At 45.2% G+C, this 15,692-nt stretch carries 9 protein-coding genes; 5 read left to right on the forward strand and 4 right to left on the reverse strand.

Going from position 1 to position 15,692, the window contains the following annotated elements; all coding sequences use genetic code 11:
• On the reverse strand, positions 1-161 hold a 161-nt coding region (locus tag IM322_RS01100), incomplete at its 3' end, for a helix-turn-helix domain-containing protein (protein ID WP_287630627.1).
• A gap of 90 nt (positions 162-251) precedes the next feature.
• Here IM322_RS01100 and IM322_RS01105 point away from each other — a divergent pair.
• From IM322_RS01105 to IM322_RS01115, 3 genes are all read left to right on the forward strand, one after another.
• A complete protein-coding gene (locus tag IM322_RS01105; RefSeq protein WP_287673900.1) occupies positions 252-971 on the forward strand; it encodes a hypothetical protein in 720 nt (239 codons plus the stop codon).
• A 5-nt stretch (positions 972-976) separates the two neighbouring features.
• Complete coding sequence (locus IM322_RS01110) at positions 977-1,249, forward strand: hypothetical protein (RefSeq protein ID WP_287673901.1); 273 nt, start codon at positions 977-979, stop codon at positions 1,247-1,249.
• Between the two features lie 361 nt (positions 1,250-1,610).
• The gene (locus tag IM322_RS01115) at positions 1,611-2,354 is read left to right on the forward strand and encodes a DUF1995 family protein (RefSeq protein WP_287673903.1); all 744 of its coding nucleotides are present in this window, start codon (positions 1,611-1,613) and stop codon (positions 2,352-2,354) included.
• Between the two features lie 42 nt (positions 2,355-2,396).
• On the opposite strand, the gene IM322_RS01120 is transcribed toward IM322_RS01115, so the two are convergent.
• Positions 2,397-7,517 carry a hypothetical protein gene (locus IM322_RS01120; protein WP_287673905.1) on the reverse strand — a complete coding sequence of 1,707 codons (5,121 nt, stop codon included), beginning with the start codon at positions 7,515-7,517 and terminating at the stop codon, positions 2,397-2,399.
• Between the two features lie 49 nt (positions 7,518-7,566).
• Positions 7,567-8,331, reverse strand: coding sequence for a hypothetical protein (locus IM322_RS01125; RefSeq protein ID WP_287673907.1), 765 nt, complete (start codon positions 8,329-8,331; stop codon positions 7,567-7,569).
• Positions 8,332-8,793: 462 nt separating this feature from the next.
• Between IM322_RS01125 and IM322_RS01130 the strand changes: the two genes are divergently transcribed.
• On the forward strand, positions 8,794-12,432 hold the full coding sequence (locus tag IM322_RS01130) for a type IIG restriction enzyme/methyltransferase (protein WP_287673909.1): 3,639 nt from the start codon (positions 8,794-8,796) through the stop codon (positions 12,430-12,432).
• Positions 12,433-12,475: 43 nt separating this feature from the next.
• Here the strand turns inward: IM322_RS01130 and bioD are convergent, their stop codons facing one another.
• Positions 12,476-13,150: a dethiobiotin synthase gene (gene bioD, locus IM322_RS01135; RefSeq protein ID WP_286824862.1), complete on the reverse strand. Its 675-nt coding sequence runs from the start codon at positions 13,148-13,150 to the stop codon at positions 12,476-12,478.
• Positions 13,151-13,390: 240 nt separating this feature from the next.
• On the opposite strand from bioD, the gene ilvB reads away from it, so the two are divergent.
• On the forward strand, positions 13,391-15,244 hold the full coding sequence (gene ilvB / locus IM322_RS01140) for a biosynthetic-type acetolactate synthase large subunit (RefSeq protein WP_287673910.1): 1,854 nt from the start codon (positions 13,391-13,393) through the stop codon (positions 15,242-15,244).
• Positions 15,245-15,692 lie beyond the last annotated feature (448 nt).

Consider the following 15,692-nt stretch of genomic DNA (forward strand, 5'->3'; position numbering starts at 1 on the left):
GAAGTTTGAGCGTAGCCTACTCTTTCTTGCTTTTCGTACCAAGCTTGTGTTCGTTCGTGGAGAGCTTTGTTGTAAACTAATCTTACACAGCCCAAGGTGCGCCGCAATAGCGACTCTTGTTCTGGTGTGGGGTAAAATCGGAACGAGTAGGCTTTTTCCATGTCTCACATTCTGGCATATATTTCGTAAATGTGTTAGTATTTAACAGTAAAGCCGTCGTAGAACGACGGGGTTTCAGACCCAAATTTTCGATGAAAAAATTGCCGCTAATCCTATCGGTGGGGAGTGTCGCTTTATTGTTGGTGGGATGTCCAGCTTCTAACCAAGCTAATCAATCCCCACCGCCTACCCAAGAAACCCCCACCCCCTCTCCTAGTCCCCCGGCTGCCCAACCTACTGCCTTTAGCAATCCTGTACAACCGGCTACCAAACCAACCACCCCAAGGGTAGCGGGATTGATTCCTGCTACCGATCCTGACCAAAAACGGGCGGAAATTAATCGCGGTCGCAGCGATCCCTTTGCCCCCTTTCCCCTACAGCCAAATATTACGATTATAGAGGAAGAAAAACCCCCAGCTGGGACTCCGGCGGCTACCGCAGCCGCACCCGCATCCGCATCCGTAGGCAATCGTCCCACCCCCGGACGACCGATAGTGAAAGCGCCGCCACCACCACCGCAACCGACGGAAGCAGAAGAAGTGCAAGTATCGGGCATCGTCCAGTTACCTACCACTGCCATGGCGATCGTGAAAGCCCCGGGAGAAGCCACGGAACGTCGAGTTATCCCCGGTTCTACCCTCTCTAATGGTTTAATTTTAGTTAAAGCGATCGATACTAATCCCGATAACCCCTATATTGTCCTACAACAACGCGGTCGAACTATTACCCGTCGTTTAGGGGATGGTGTCCCCGAACCCGCCGCCGCACCGCAAGCCTCGATCAGCTATAATGTTTCCGAATCAGGAGAGTAAAACCCGTGCGATCGATTGCTATTCAACAAAAACAAACCATTATTTATCCGCGAATGCCCTTGGCTATCTATCGGGAGTTAGCCAGTCATTTGGAACAGGTTCAGGGGGTCGAAACCCACCTCACTCCCCAGCAGTTCCAACAATTCGATTATCACCAAAGTCAGATCGGTAGTCTAGAAATTAACTATACCGAGGCTTTTCAGGAAAGCGATCGCCCTCTGGTGACGGCAATTCTCGATTATTATGCCCAACGTCACGGCTCCTATCAGCTTTCCTAAGCTTTCTCTCCTCACCTTTTTTTCCCAAATTACCGAATTTCTTCTTAAAAACTAAAAGTATTTTATAGGATTTATCTTAATGCTGGGGATGATGCCAAATCCCGTCATACTTCATCTAAACTTAAGTAGGGTTTGCGGCAAAAAGTACGGGCGAAGCATTCGGATAGAAAATCTACGGTTTCACCGATAGGTTATTGCCCGAATGCTTCGCCCCTACAGGACGTAGGGTTCATTCATGAATCAACCCTACCTTTTATAAAAATTAAAATCTTTCTGATTTTAAGCCACCGACGACCAGAGGTAATCACTGATAACTGATAACTGATAACTGCTCACTGATAACTGATAACTGATAACTGAAATGACCCTACCCAATTCCCTAGAAGAAACGATCCTGCAAGCGAAAGCCGCCACCCAACTGGCTCTAGAATCGGGAGACAGACGCATACAAGTGGAATTAGTTATCCCAGAAATTGCTCTACAAGCGCAAGCTTTAGCCCTTGATTTTACATCTATTTTTCACAGTTATGGTTCTGGTTTAAGGGTAATTTTTCCCGATACCGGGGCCGCCATGTTAGCCCGACGGGATTGGGGCGAAACAGTTTTTCAACTGGGAGATTTAGGTAGTCGTTTTATTCCCATCGAAAACAAAATTAAGCCCGAAGATGAAGCGTTTTTAGTTGTTTGTCCCTCCTCGGTCGAGATTAATTCCGTAGAAAAACTCTGTTACCTTGCCGAAGATCGCCCCGTGGTTCTTCTGATTCCCCAATTGGAAGATGTATCGGTAGTGGGTATCGGTTACGCGGCCCGACAATTGCGAGAAAGATTTTTAAGTACCCTAGAAAGTTGTTATTATTTTCGTCCCTTGGAATCAGCGATCGTGTATCGTTCCTATCCTTCTTTGTGGCAAGTTTGGCTCGAAAAAGAAAACGGTTACGAGTTAATTTCCGAACAACCCACTAAACCCATGGGCGAAGCTTTAGAAAATCTGATTCTGAAAGCTTCTAGTAATACTCCTAATGATAGTTCTAATCCTGCTAATAAAGCCAAAAAGTCCGGTTTATTTGCCACTATGGGACGCTTCTTAAAAGCATTGCAACAGTGACATACTCCCCCCGTCAAGTTACGCTGTGACGGTGGGAGTATCTCAATCCCACTCCTGTAAGTCTCTGAGCCAATTTTGCAGCAAGCTAGTTAATTGAGTACGGCGAGTTTCAAAATTGCCAGCAATTGAGAGCAAGCTAACCCCCACCAGCAATCCGATAATCCATTTAAGCAGAGGATAAAGGGAAATCAAAATTACCAACTGATAGAAAGCAGTAGCCACAAAAGTAAAAGTGCCAAGATAGAGGAAGGCGCGAATTCGTAAGGCTAATCCGGCAAAAATTGCCACTAAACTGAGGATGCCAGGCAGGATTCCCGTCTGATGATCAAACCAGAGAGCCGCACTAGCAATAATGCCTGTTCCCAAGAGGCGGAGCAGGTGGCGCAAGGATTTGCCTTGCCTCCCCTGACAGGTAGGTTCTATCCAGACAAGACAGAGGAGAGACAGTCCGACAAGACTGCTGTAGGCGAAGGGAGTTGCCAGAGAGAAAGCCGCCAGCCAAAGGGCGATCGCCCAATTCACTAACAAGAGGGTAAGATAGCGCCACCGGGGTTGCTGCCGCAGCCAAGCCAGCCAAGCATAGAATCCAGCCACCACCAGCAAACTTAGGGGATTGAGCTTGTCTAAACTGCCCCCAAGGGCGAGTCCTGGAAGAACAAGAGCGAGGAATTGCCAAGGACGAGGCGGCCAGCCCCAAAGCCGCCAAGGGAGCAGATAGGTGAAAACAGCCACCCCAGAGGCGATTACTCCCAACCAAGAAACTAGGTATTGAGAGAAGAATTCCATCGGAGGAATAGTATTGGCAGCATAAACCCCAATCCCAGTGGCTTCTAGAATACCCAGATAGACCCATATTTCAGCGATCGCCTGGTCAGGATGGTTGCGCCCTTGCCAGATAGCATAACGAGTCAAAAAGATACCGGTTGCCAATCCCAACAGTTGATTGACTGCAACGGGATAGAATAAAGCCCCTAGTAACAGGCAACTGCCCAAAGCCCAGTGCAGGTGGGCAACCAACTTCAATTCTGAACCCGTCAGATGCAAGTAGCCAGCCAACCAGGGAGAGAGCAACCGATAGCCGTAAACCAAGCTGGCGGCCAGGGCTGCCATTGCCAAAAATTGATCGCCTTGGGACAGGTCGGCAATTTGATAAAACAATAGCTCGTAGGCTGAGATGGAGATCCCGCCAATTCCCAGGTACAACAAGGGCTTCCCGTCCGAGGAGCGCCGCCCAACTCCGATGGCAATCAGTACCAGTCCCAAAGAACTCAAGCCAGTCCAACTACTGAAAAATCCCCAACGCAGAGCGGCTCCTAATGCCCCATAGAGCAAGGGTAGGATATTCCAGCTATTGAGCATTTCCCGCCTGTGATATCTGTGCCACCAATCTCCCAACAGTTGGGTAAGCAATCCCAAGAGAATATTGGCGATCACTAGGGCAATTAAAGACTGCTTAGTTAGGTTGAGAACTTCGATGGTGAACAGTTCCAAGCTCCAGCCTACCCCGTAGATGCCCCAGTTACTCGGATCGAGGTAGCTTCGATAGGCGATCGCCCCTAAAGTCAGGGCAGCCGCTAGGACAGGAAGGATCGAGGCCGCCATCCAATCCGAGTAAACGGCTAGAGAATGGAGAGTCAGGGCGACTAACTCCAGACTACAGAGGGCAATTGCCCAGCCATCGAGGGACTGGGTATAGAGGGCGGCAAGTTGGCTCTGGCGGCGCAAGAACCAACTTCGCAGCATCCAGAGGACAGCTATGAGCAAGGCAACTGCCAGCAACCAGCCGTCAATTGAACGCAAGGCCCATCCCGCCCAACCATCCCACAGGCAAATTCCCCACAAAGCCAGAGCGAAGCCGATGGTAAGGGTAACTGCCGCCCCTTGTTGTAAATAATAGGCATGAACCAGCATCAACCCAGTTGCTATTCCTAAGCCGATTAGCCTGTACCCTGTCAGCCCTAGCAAGGGCAACTGGACTAGGGATAAGGTGGCAATACTCAACCAGATTGCTGAGGGAAAACGGGGAGGTTGCCAACTGCGATAGGCGGTTGCTCCCATAAGCAAGAGCGACAAGAGGAGAGTACGGAAAGGCTCCTGCACTATCGAGGTGTTAGCTACCAGAATCGACAACTCCAGACTACAGAGGGTGATTGCCCAGCCATCGCAGGCGCGGGCATAGAGGAGAGCAAGTGCAGAAGTACGCTGGCTCAACCAATAGCGCAACAGCCAGAGGGGGATAAGGGCGATTGCCCCCGCCAACAGCCAATCTAATCCAGGGAGAGGCAATCTCTCTAGTAAGGCAACGCTCAAGCCCAAGGACAAGCCTACCGTGATGGCAGCCGCTGCTAATTTTTGTAGGCGATGAGTCTGAAAGAACATCAACCCAGTGGCGATCGCCAGGGTGACGAGACGAGTTTCTTCCCCTACCCAGGTGGGAATTTGGGCAACTAGCAGGACTGAGATGCTCAACCAAATGACTAGGTTAGGTTGGCGCGAGGGCTGCCAACTGCGATAAGCTGTCGCCCCCATCAGCAGCCAAGTGGCGATCGCTTCTCTACCGTCTGGAGCATTAAGGACATTACCAGAAAGCGCCAATAACATCAGGAGCGAGAGGCAAGTTGCCCAACCATCGCTAACCTGGGCATAAATTCTCGCCAAATTATTCGGTAATGCCCTTAAGCATTGGCGGAGAATCCACAAGCTTGTCGCAGTAATTACCCCTGCCAACAGCCAGCTTGCTTCTTGCCGCAATGCCCAACCAAAACTGCTATCCCACAAAGACAGTGCCAGCCAACTCAAGCCAAAACCTACGGTAATCGCTGCTGCTGCTACCTGCTCTAAGTTACGGCTATTGACGAACATCAATCCTGTAGCTATCCCTAAGCTAATTGAGGCAATTCCTGGTTCCAACCCTTGCGGGGGTCGGGCTGTTAAGATAAGCCACTGCCACAGGGCTAAAGCGTCTATACTCAACCAACTGGCAACTTCCCGCCGAGCCAGATTCCAAGTTCCCACCCCAGTCAGGGCCAGGGGAGCCAAACCCCAGACTAAGCCCCACTCTAGCCCCATAAGCGGGCGCTCCAACACAGAGGTCAACTGGGCGAAAACTGCCACCTGATTGAGGACAAACAAGCCATAGGATAGCCCAGCCAAGATTAGTCCCAGCTGCCAAGTTGTGTGGTGTAGGAGATGGAGCAAGGAAGTAGGAGGAAAGGGCTGTTTCACGCTGAATGCCAATTCCAGCACCGCCAGCATGATTAAAATCACGCCCCAAACTGCCCAACTCAACCTTGGCCATCCCCAGTCAATCGCCAAAATTAGGGTGAGCAAGCCAGCTAGGTGAGTGAGATAGGCCAGGGAGAGAAAACGGCGGGAAATCTCTTGAAGGGAAGCTAGTTTGACTTGCCGTTGGCTGAAAATTACTAACGCCAGGGTTGAAGCTGCCAAGTTGAGCGTCCTTAAGGCAGGATTGACTAAGGAGCAAAAGGTCAAGGTTGTTCCCCAGAACAAGGCTATCGAGCCGGTAAAAGAGGCTAATTCCCGCTTGCCCAATTGGGAGAACCAATCTCTCAGGAATAGGATTAAGACTAGGTAAGGAAAGAGCACTAAGCTTAGTAACGCCCAAGGGGTAGCTTCAGCGCCAGTTAAACCAGTCCCCAAGGCGATTGCCGCTTGTCTAAAAGTATCTGGAAGTAAGCGCCAAGCCAGCCACAACCCCTGCAACCCAATCAGCAAGGCTGCTGCCAAGTCGAACTTCCGCCAGGAGTAACCGATGCGTCGGGCAAAAAACAGGAGTGATAAACCACTCACTGCTAGGGCTTGCCAGGGTGTTTCACCCACCGACAGTAACCAACCTAGCAGCAGCAAGCTACCGCCGATACGCTGCCACAAGGAAACAGATTGTCTGGTCTGCCAACTGGCTAACCAGCCGCAAATCCCCACAGCCAGCCCCAATTGGCTAATCTCCACCTGAGCGATAAAAATTGCCCGCACCAACAGGATAACTAGCCCATAGACGACAATTGCCTCATTTAAGCTAAAAGGGGCTAATCTTTCTCTCCTTGATGCTGCTTCTTGTCTAGCCGCTTCAGGAACACGGGAAAGGGAGATCAAAGTTGTTCCCACCACGCCCAAGTAAGTTGCCAGCAAGGGAAAACCCCCAATTGCCCATCCCCAATGCAGATAGCTCAATCCCAAGTGATTCGGCAGACTTTGAGAAAATCCTGCCGGACCAGTTCCCCCGTACCTCCCCCGGAATAGTTGAATTGTTACGGCGGTAAGGGAAAGGGCCGCCACTACCACAATCAACCAGTCTAGAGGGTTGCGCCACAAGCCCAAGCTATCCATGGCCAGAAAATTCATCGGTACTAGCAACAGGGTAACGAGGCGCAAAGCTTGACTGGTCAGGCGCAGGCCCGGCTGTTGGCTACTCCAAAAACTGGCTCCCCAAAAAGCTAAAGTATAAAGCCACAAAACCCCATACTGTCCGGCGGTTGAGAATTTTTCCCAAAAGTTGGCGGCGAGGACACCAGAGGAGATGACCACCATGAAGACCCCCAACAGCAGCAGCCAGAGGACGCTCAATTCTGCCATCAAAGACTGTAACATTTGTCCAAACTGGCTGGGAGTTTCCTGCCGTCGAGGAGATGTTGGCGGCTGTGGCGGGATTCTACGGGGAGCTTCTGGCCGTCGAGAAGGTAGCGCAGGTGGGGGAGTCTGCTGGGAGGAGATGGGGTCTGGCAGCGGCTCTCTGGTAGGGGCAGTTGTCAGTATAGGCATGACACAGGAGAGGTTTTCCCGACACAGTTGCTTGACTTGAGATTCCTCAACTAATCCTAATTGGAGCCATTGTTCTAAACCTTGTAGTAGAGAGGGATGGGAAGCTCTCACTCTTATCACAACCCGGATTTGAGAAGCAGTCAGCCAGCCTCGCTGCTGCCATTGCCCCAAACCTTCTAAAAAGTTAGATATAGGGACGCTGGTGGTTATTGTCAGAGCGAGGGTTTCTTGAACTGAATTTTCTCTCGCATTTATTGCTAATTCTAGTCTTTTGTCGACAATCAACTCTAATTCTAGCCATTGATTGAGAGCTAGTAAAAGTTCGGCTGGCGAGTTGGGATTGACGATTTCTATTGGGATGATTCGATTCTCTTGAAATGACATAAGTAGTCGGACAAAAGTAAGGTTACATTTCTTAAGAAATTAATCTCATCTAAGCTGTCTTGAAAAAACGAATAATCTCTCGTACATGATTGAGAAATTGACTGTCTTCTGTCAGTTGTGCGATCGCATTTTGTGCTTCCTGAGATAAGGCTTCATGTTCAACCTGATTTTTAGCCTGTAATTGTTCTAGTAAGGCTTTCAGACGGGCTAATTCTTGGCGAGTTATTTTGACTTCTTGTTGCTGTATATTTGCTTCTGTATCGAGTTTTTCCCTAATTATTGCCACATTAGCCTCTAAATTAGAGACGCAATCGCGCAACTCTACTACATCCTCTCTGGGATACTTAATCTGTTGTCGAATCATTGACAAACGCACGGCTAAATATTGATAAGCCCGAATTGCCGGACGTAAAGCTGTCAATAATAAAGTTGCACCGGAACTCACATATCCTACTGCACTAATTCCCGTTGCTGCTAAGGTATAAAGTCCAATTCCTGACAGCAAATGTAAGGCGATTGCGAGCCGAATTGACCAACGCGCTACTGTCTTAACATAATCAACTTGTTTCCGATCTACGGGAATATTTTTTTCTTGAGAAATTGCTGCTTCTGCGATGACTTCCTGGGCATCAAAATAAATGTTCCAAGGAACAGTTACAATCACTAACAACCACCAAAAACTGGCGATCCCAATCAACCAATCGATTAAATTTCCTGAAGGGATGTGCAACCATCGTAAAACCCCAAAAGCTAGTAAGACTAAGGCTCCAAAAATCACACAAAATCCGATCAACCCTAGATAGCTTAAAAACATCTCAATCAACCCATTTTTATTTCTCTTTCTTTTATGTTAGAAAAAGATTGATCAAGTTTCACTAGCGGTTGTGACACTTTGTGAATTTACCCATAAAATAGCATAATTGTGAACCATAACTTGGCTGTTTGACAACGAGTATAGTGTAGCGACTATCAATTGACGGGAATCTTCCGACTCAACCGCTAAGATTTGCGTTTGCATCGCTTGATTGTTTTCGCCACGACCCCGGCGACTGTTCGAGTTTTGTCAGGGAGATTATGGTGGTTACCCTTGCTACGAAGCGGTCTTTTCTGACCAAGGTTGGGACGGTCTACCACTTCTCTCAATATACAAGGTTGGGTTGAAGCATGAAACCCAACGCCCGCTCATGTTACGAAGTGCGCTAACCCATCCTACAAATAATTGTGCCTCCCTACTTATAATAAAATTAATCGGTAGTTTCCCTAGAGGTAAACTTTTATGATCGTCAATAAGCGAGAACTCAAGCAAACCTTAAATCGGGTGTACTTGAAAATTAAGCCTGATACTGAAACAATTCAGGTTTTTCAAGCTAATTTGACGCGCTTGTTGAAGCAATGTGACAGCAAAAAGTCTGAAGAGTTTAATAAAAATTTGCTGATAGATTTTTTGAAAAATACCTATTATACTGATCGCTATTTTATCAATACAAAAGAGCGCATCGATCTGGTGATTCATAATAACCAGGATGTTAAAAGTCCAGTGGGGGTCATTTTTGAGACGAAGAAGCCTACTCAGACAATAAATGCAGAAATGCCAAGACTGGATCATCTCAATACTAAGGCTTTTCAGCAGTTAGTTTTATATTTTCTCCGCGAAAGGGTGACGGATAAAAATCTTGATATTAAACACTTGATCGTGACAAATCTTTATGAGTGGTTTATTTTCGATGGGAAGATTTTTGAGGAGTTGTTTTTTGCTAATAAGGCTCTAGTTAACCAGTTTTGCGATTTTGAAGAAGGGAGACTGAGTAGTACGAAAACGGATTTTTTCTATCAACAAATTGCAGAACCAGCGATCACTAAAGTTATTGAGCAAATTAAGTTTACTCATTTTGATCTGCGAGAACTGGAAAATTTAGATTGGATTGATATTTACAAGATTCTTTCGCCAGAGCATTTACTTAAGTTACCTTTTGTTAATGACAGTAATACTTTAAATAAGCCTTTTTATAATGAGCTTTTGTATATTATTGGTTTGACGGAAGTTAAGGATAAAGGGAAAAAGTTAATCGGACGAATGAAAGAAGGCGATCGCTGTGATGGTTCACTGATTGAAAATGCGATTAGTCGGTTGGATAGTTTAGATAAAATTGCACAACTAAAAAATCCTGAAGAGTTTGGAACTACGGATGAGGAACGGCTTTTTAATGTGGCGTTGCGGTTATCAATTAATTGGATTAATCGGGTTTTGTTTCTCAAATTATTGGAAGCGCAGTTAATTAAATATCATCAAGGCGATCGAGATTTTGCCTTTCTGAATTTGGCGAAAGTTCCCAGTTATGATGATCTCGATAGTTTGTTTTTTGATGTGTTAGCCAGGGAGACAAATAAGCGCGAGGCTAAGGTTAAAACGACTTTTGCTCATGTACCTTATTTGAATAGTTCGCTATTTGAGCCAACGGATACGGAACAGCAAACGATTGTCATTGGCAATTTGCGGGAGCGAAATTTACCCATTTTTACAGCGACGGTGCTAAAAGATAATCAGGGTAAGAAGCGAGTAGGTGAGTTGAATTCTTTGGATTATTTGTTTAAGTTTTTGGATGCTTATAAATTTGATCGAGATGAGTTAGAAAATCCTCAAGAAGATAGCGAAAAGTTAATTAATGCTTCGGTGTTGGGGTTGATTTTTGAAAAGATTAATGGTTATAAGGATGGTTCTTTTTATACGCCGAGTTTTATTACCATGTATATGTGTCGGGAAACGATACGACGAGCGATCGTGCAGAAGTTTAATGAAGTAAAAGGCTGGAATTGTCAAACTTTAGATGATTTGTATGAACGAATTGAGGATAAAAAAGAGGCGAATACTATTATTAATAGTCTAAAGATTTGTGATCCGGCGGTGGGTTCGGGACATTTTTTAGTTTCGGCTTTAAATGAGATAATTGCGATTAAGAGTGAGTTACGGGTTTTATTAGATAGTTCGGGTAAGTCCTTAAAAGATTATCGGGTAGAGGTGCGAAATGATAAGTTACTGGTTTACGATGATGAGGGGAATTTATTTGCTTATCATCCCCATAATAAAGAAAAGCAACGGGTACAGCAAGCCTTATTTCATGAGAAACAGACGATTATCGAGGGGTGTTTATTTGGGGTGGATATTAACCCTAATTCCGTGACGATTTGTCACTTGCGGTTATGGATTGAGCTTTTAAAGAATGCTTATTATCGAGAGGATGGCAACTTGGAAACTTTGCCAAATATTGATATTAATATCAAGTGTGGTAATTCTTTGATTAGTCGCTTTGCTTTGGATGTGGATGTTAAACAGGTTTTACAGAAGCAGAAGTTTAGTATTGAGGAATATCGCAATGCGGTACAGACTTATCGCAATGCAGAAACTAAGGGACAAAAGCGGCAGATGGAAACGCTGATTGCTAAGATTAAAGCTGGGTTTAGTGCTAATTTATTAATTGGTGATCCTAAGAAGGTGAAGTTACGTCAATTACAAGGGGAGCTTTATAATCTGGAAAATCAGGGTTTATTATTTGAGGAGACTAAGACGGAGCAAAAAGCGCGGGAGAAAAAAGTTACCGAGATTGATAAGCTAACTGCTGAAATTGCAGATATTGAAAGCGGTAGGCTATATGAGAATGCTTTAGAATGGCGGTTTGAGTTTCCCGAAGTGTTAAATGATGATGGGGATTTTGTCGGTTTTGATGTTGTCATTGGGAATCCTCCTTATGTACCGTCAAAAAATCTAGATGAAAAAGAGAAAGCTTTATATTATGAACATTACAAGACTACAGAATATCAAATTAATACCTTTGGGATATTTACTGAGTTAGGCATAAAAATATTGAACCAGAAAGGTTTTCTTGGCTTAATAATTCCAAATTATTGGTTAACAACTAAATATGACAAAAAATTGAGAAAATTCTTGTTTGAAGAAAATCGAACAACCAATATAGTAAATGTATATAATATTTTTGAAAGTGCAGTAGTTGAAACATTACTTTTGTTTTCAAAAAAAGAACCAAATAATGATGAGATACATATTTGTAGTATTGATCGTAATATCTCTACAATTAATGAAAGATTGGAAGCAGTTATGCTTTCTCATTGGAGCTATGACCAAAAGATTACTGTTTCAGCTTTAGATGAAGAATTAACTATATCATTCAACGATAAAATTAAAATTAATGCAGAAACTCAAATAGGTTCTTTATTTGATTTGAAATTCGGAGCAAAGTTATATGAGATAGGAAAAGGAAATCCTCCTCAAACTAAAAATGATGCTAAAAATAGAATTTATGAATCTGAATTAAAAATAGATAATAGTTATATTCAATTATTACGAGCTAGGGATATCCAAAGATACAGACTTAAAACTGATAGCTACTATGTAAAGTATGGAGAAAATTTAGCCGCACCACGCTCGATTTCAATATTTGAAGGTGAAAGAATATTAATTCAAAGAATTTTTTCAAGAAAAACATTAGATGCAACTTGTGTAGATGATACGATAATCTGTAACACAGATGTTATTACATTAAAGCCCAAAAATAACACGCTAAATGTTAAATTTTATTTAGCAATTATTTGTTCTAAGCTTTGTGCATCTGTGCTAAAGTCTCAAAATGTAAATTTAGACAGAACTGCTTTTCCAAAAATAAATACTAAAACTCTATCAACTTTTCCAGTTCCTAAATATAAGCACGAATATATCGACATCACTGCACTTGTCAACAAAATTCTCACCGCAAAAAAAGACGATCCTACTGCTGACACAAGCGAATTAGAAAAGCAGATTGATCACTTAGTTTACAAACTCTATCAACTGACATATAATGAAGTAAAAATCATTGATCCAGAATTTGCACTAACAGAACAAGAATATCTGGAATTACCCTAATTTATTCTCCGTTTTGCCTTTTGCCTCGTCTGGCCCAAGCAATTTAAATGCTTGACAGCTTAATTTCCGGCCAACTAGCTACCACCGAGGCCAATTTATCCAAATCTCGACGATCTTCGATAAAGGGAAAAACACCCAAAACTGGACAATTAGTCAAGGATTGAATTAAATCGATCGGTGTTAACTGCTCTATTTCCGTCTCAGTGCGCGGTTCGAGACAATTAAGGATAATTCCGCCCAAATTCACCTTTTTCTGCTCTGCTAGGGCAATATTAGCCACCGTTTGGGAAATCGCTCCCAATTTCACCGGCACCACTAAAAGAGTTTTTAACCGCCATTGAGCCGCTAAATCCGCCACAGTTAGCTCGTGGGTGACAGGACAACCTAAACCCCCTAAACCCTCAATTAAAACCAAATCTTGGCTTTTTTGTAGGTTCAGCAGAGCTTGCCACACTGTCCCCAAAGGAATATCTCGACCTTCCAAATCAGCAGCCACAGGAGGCGCTAAGGGTGCTTGATATTGCAGCGGTGTGATCATTTCTAATTGACCCTGAAATAAACCCTCATACCATTCTCGATCGCCTTGACCCGTTTGCATTAATTTCATCAGCCCCAGGGCCTTCGACGGATAGTATTTTTGCCAATAAGCCACTAAAGCAGTGGTGACAACGGTTTTACCCGCATCGGTATCCGTAGCCGTAATCAAAAGACTATTCATAAAACTACCGGGCTAAGTCAAGATCAGGTGAAATCACCAATATTTATCATCTTATCCCCACTTCCCCACTTCCCCAGATATTGCATGGGTAAGATGCAAAAAGAAAAAAAAACTGCGGCCAAAAAGGTGAGATGGAATACACTAAAAGTATAAGGTTATCAATTTTGCTATTTTTCCAGTTGCATCCTAGGCAACAGAATTGCAATTATCCCTCTAGTTAGAAATTGGACGGTTTGCCCTGTGGTTTCATCACTTCCCAAGCCCAATGACTCTTTAACAACGGTTCCCCAGCGTTGTTCTGGTGCTTATGCCTTGATGGACAGTCTCAAACGTCATGGTGTTAAGCACATCTTCGGTTATCCCGGTGGTGCGATCCTACCCATCTATGACGAACTCTACCGCTTTGAAGAACGGGGAGAATTACAACATATTTTAGTTCGCCACGAACAAGCGGCCGCCCATGCCGCCGATGCCTACGCTAGGGCCACCGGCAAAGTGGGAGTCTGTTTCGGCACTTCCGGCCCCGGGGCGACCAATTTGGTGACAGGCATCGCTAACGCACACATGGACTCCATCCCGATGGTGATTATCACCGGTCAGGTGAGTAGGGCGGCCATCGGTTCCGATGCTTTCCAAGAAACCGATATCTATGGTATTACTCTCCCGATTGTTAAACATTCCTATGTGGCGAGAAATGCCCGCGAAGTAGCGAGAATCGTCGCTGAAGCCTTCCATATCGCCAGTACAGGACGACCGGGACCGGTTTTAGTCGATATTCCCAAAGATGTCGGTTTAGAACCATGCGATTATATCCCCGTCGAACCGGGAGATGTGAAACTAACCGGTTATCGTCCCACGGTTAAGGGCAATCGCCGTCAAATCGAGGCCGCTTTACACCTCTTGGAAACCGCCGAAAAACCTTTACTGTACGTTGGTGGCGGTGCGATCGCAGCGAATGCCCACGCCCAAATTGCCGAGTTTGCCGAGCGTTTTCAGTTACCCGTCACCACCACGTTAATGGGTATCGGTGCTTTTGATGAACATCATCCCCTCTCGGTGGGAATGTTAGGAATGCACGGCACTGCCTACGCTAATTTTGCCGTGACCGAGTGTGATTTATTAATTGCCGTCGGCGCTCGTTTTGATGACCGAGTAACCGGGAAATTGGACGAATTCGCCTCGAAAGCTAAGGTAATCCATGTGGATATAGACCCCGCCGAAGTGGGCAAAAATCGCGCCCCTGACGTGCCGATTGTCGGGGATGTGCGGGTAGTTTTAGAACAAATACTCCAAAAAGCCAGAGAATTTGATTATCCCACTAATTCCGATCGCACCCAAGCTTGGTTAGCCCAGATCGAGCGCTGGCGACAAGATTATCCCCTGCAAGTACCTCGACCGGAAGGCAGACTTTCCCCCCAAGAAGTGATCGTTGAGGTGGGTCGTCAAGCACCCCACGCCTACTATACCACCGATGTGGGCCAGCATCAGATGTGGGCGGCCCAATTCCTCAAAAATGGACCTCGACGTTGGGTTTCTAGCGCGGGATTGGGGACGATGGGTTTCGGTTTACCGGCTGCTATGGGGGTAAAGGTGGCCATTCCCGATGAGGAGGTCATTTGTATTAGTGGTGATTCCAGTTTCCAAATGAATCTACAGGAATTAGGCACCCTAAGTCAATTTAATATTCATGCCAAGACGATTATTATTAATAATGGTTGGCAGGGTATGGTACGTCAATGGCAAGAAGCTTTCTATGGGCAACGTTATTCTAATTCCAATATGGAAGTGGGAATGCCAGATGTGGAACTGTTAGCCCAAGCTTACGGCATTAAAGGGATTACTATTCGCCATCGAGAGGAATTAGCCGCAAAAATTGCCGAAATGTTGGCCCATGATGGTCCAGTTTTGGTCAATGCGATCGTGACTAAAGAGGAAAATTGTTATCCCATGGTCGCCCCCGGCCAAAGTAATGCCCGTATGATTGGTTTACCGAAAATTGTCACCGGGGGTTGTGAAATGCTCGATTGTCCCAGTTGTGGCGCGGTTAACAGTTGGAATAATAAATTCTGTCCTGAATGTGGGGCGAAATTGTAGCCGAAAATTGTTAATTAATTAACCAGCCTCCGTTATACTTAACGGAGGTTTTTGGCTTTTTCTCTACTATTTAGGGCTTGCTGAATAATGGTAAAACCCTTTTAAAATAAGGCTTTTGACCTGTTAAAATCCGATGTTCATGCTGCGAAAATCGGATTGGGACACTCAAAAACCTTGCATTATCCTTCTTATAGTACATAAACTGGTACAAAAAGAGAGGGCAACAAAGCCTGAAACGACCGGCTACTGACTCCTGACGACCGGCTACTGACTCCTAACCCCACCAACAAACTTTTTGCCGCAAACCCTATTTAGGGCTTGCTGAATAAATGTGAAATGTAGGCAAGGTAAGGGTTTTGTGGCTTTACGAGCGAAACAGGTGCAAGATTTTGAGAGAATCGTGCTTCAAAACCTTGCGTCTTCATCGGCCCGCGTCCTGTAGGGGCGA

The organism is Microcystis sp. M109S1 (genome assembly GCF_020247025.1).
Lineage (GTDB): Bacteria > Cyanobacteriota > Cyanobacteriia > Cyanobacteriales > Microcystaceae > Microcystis.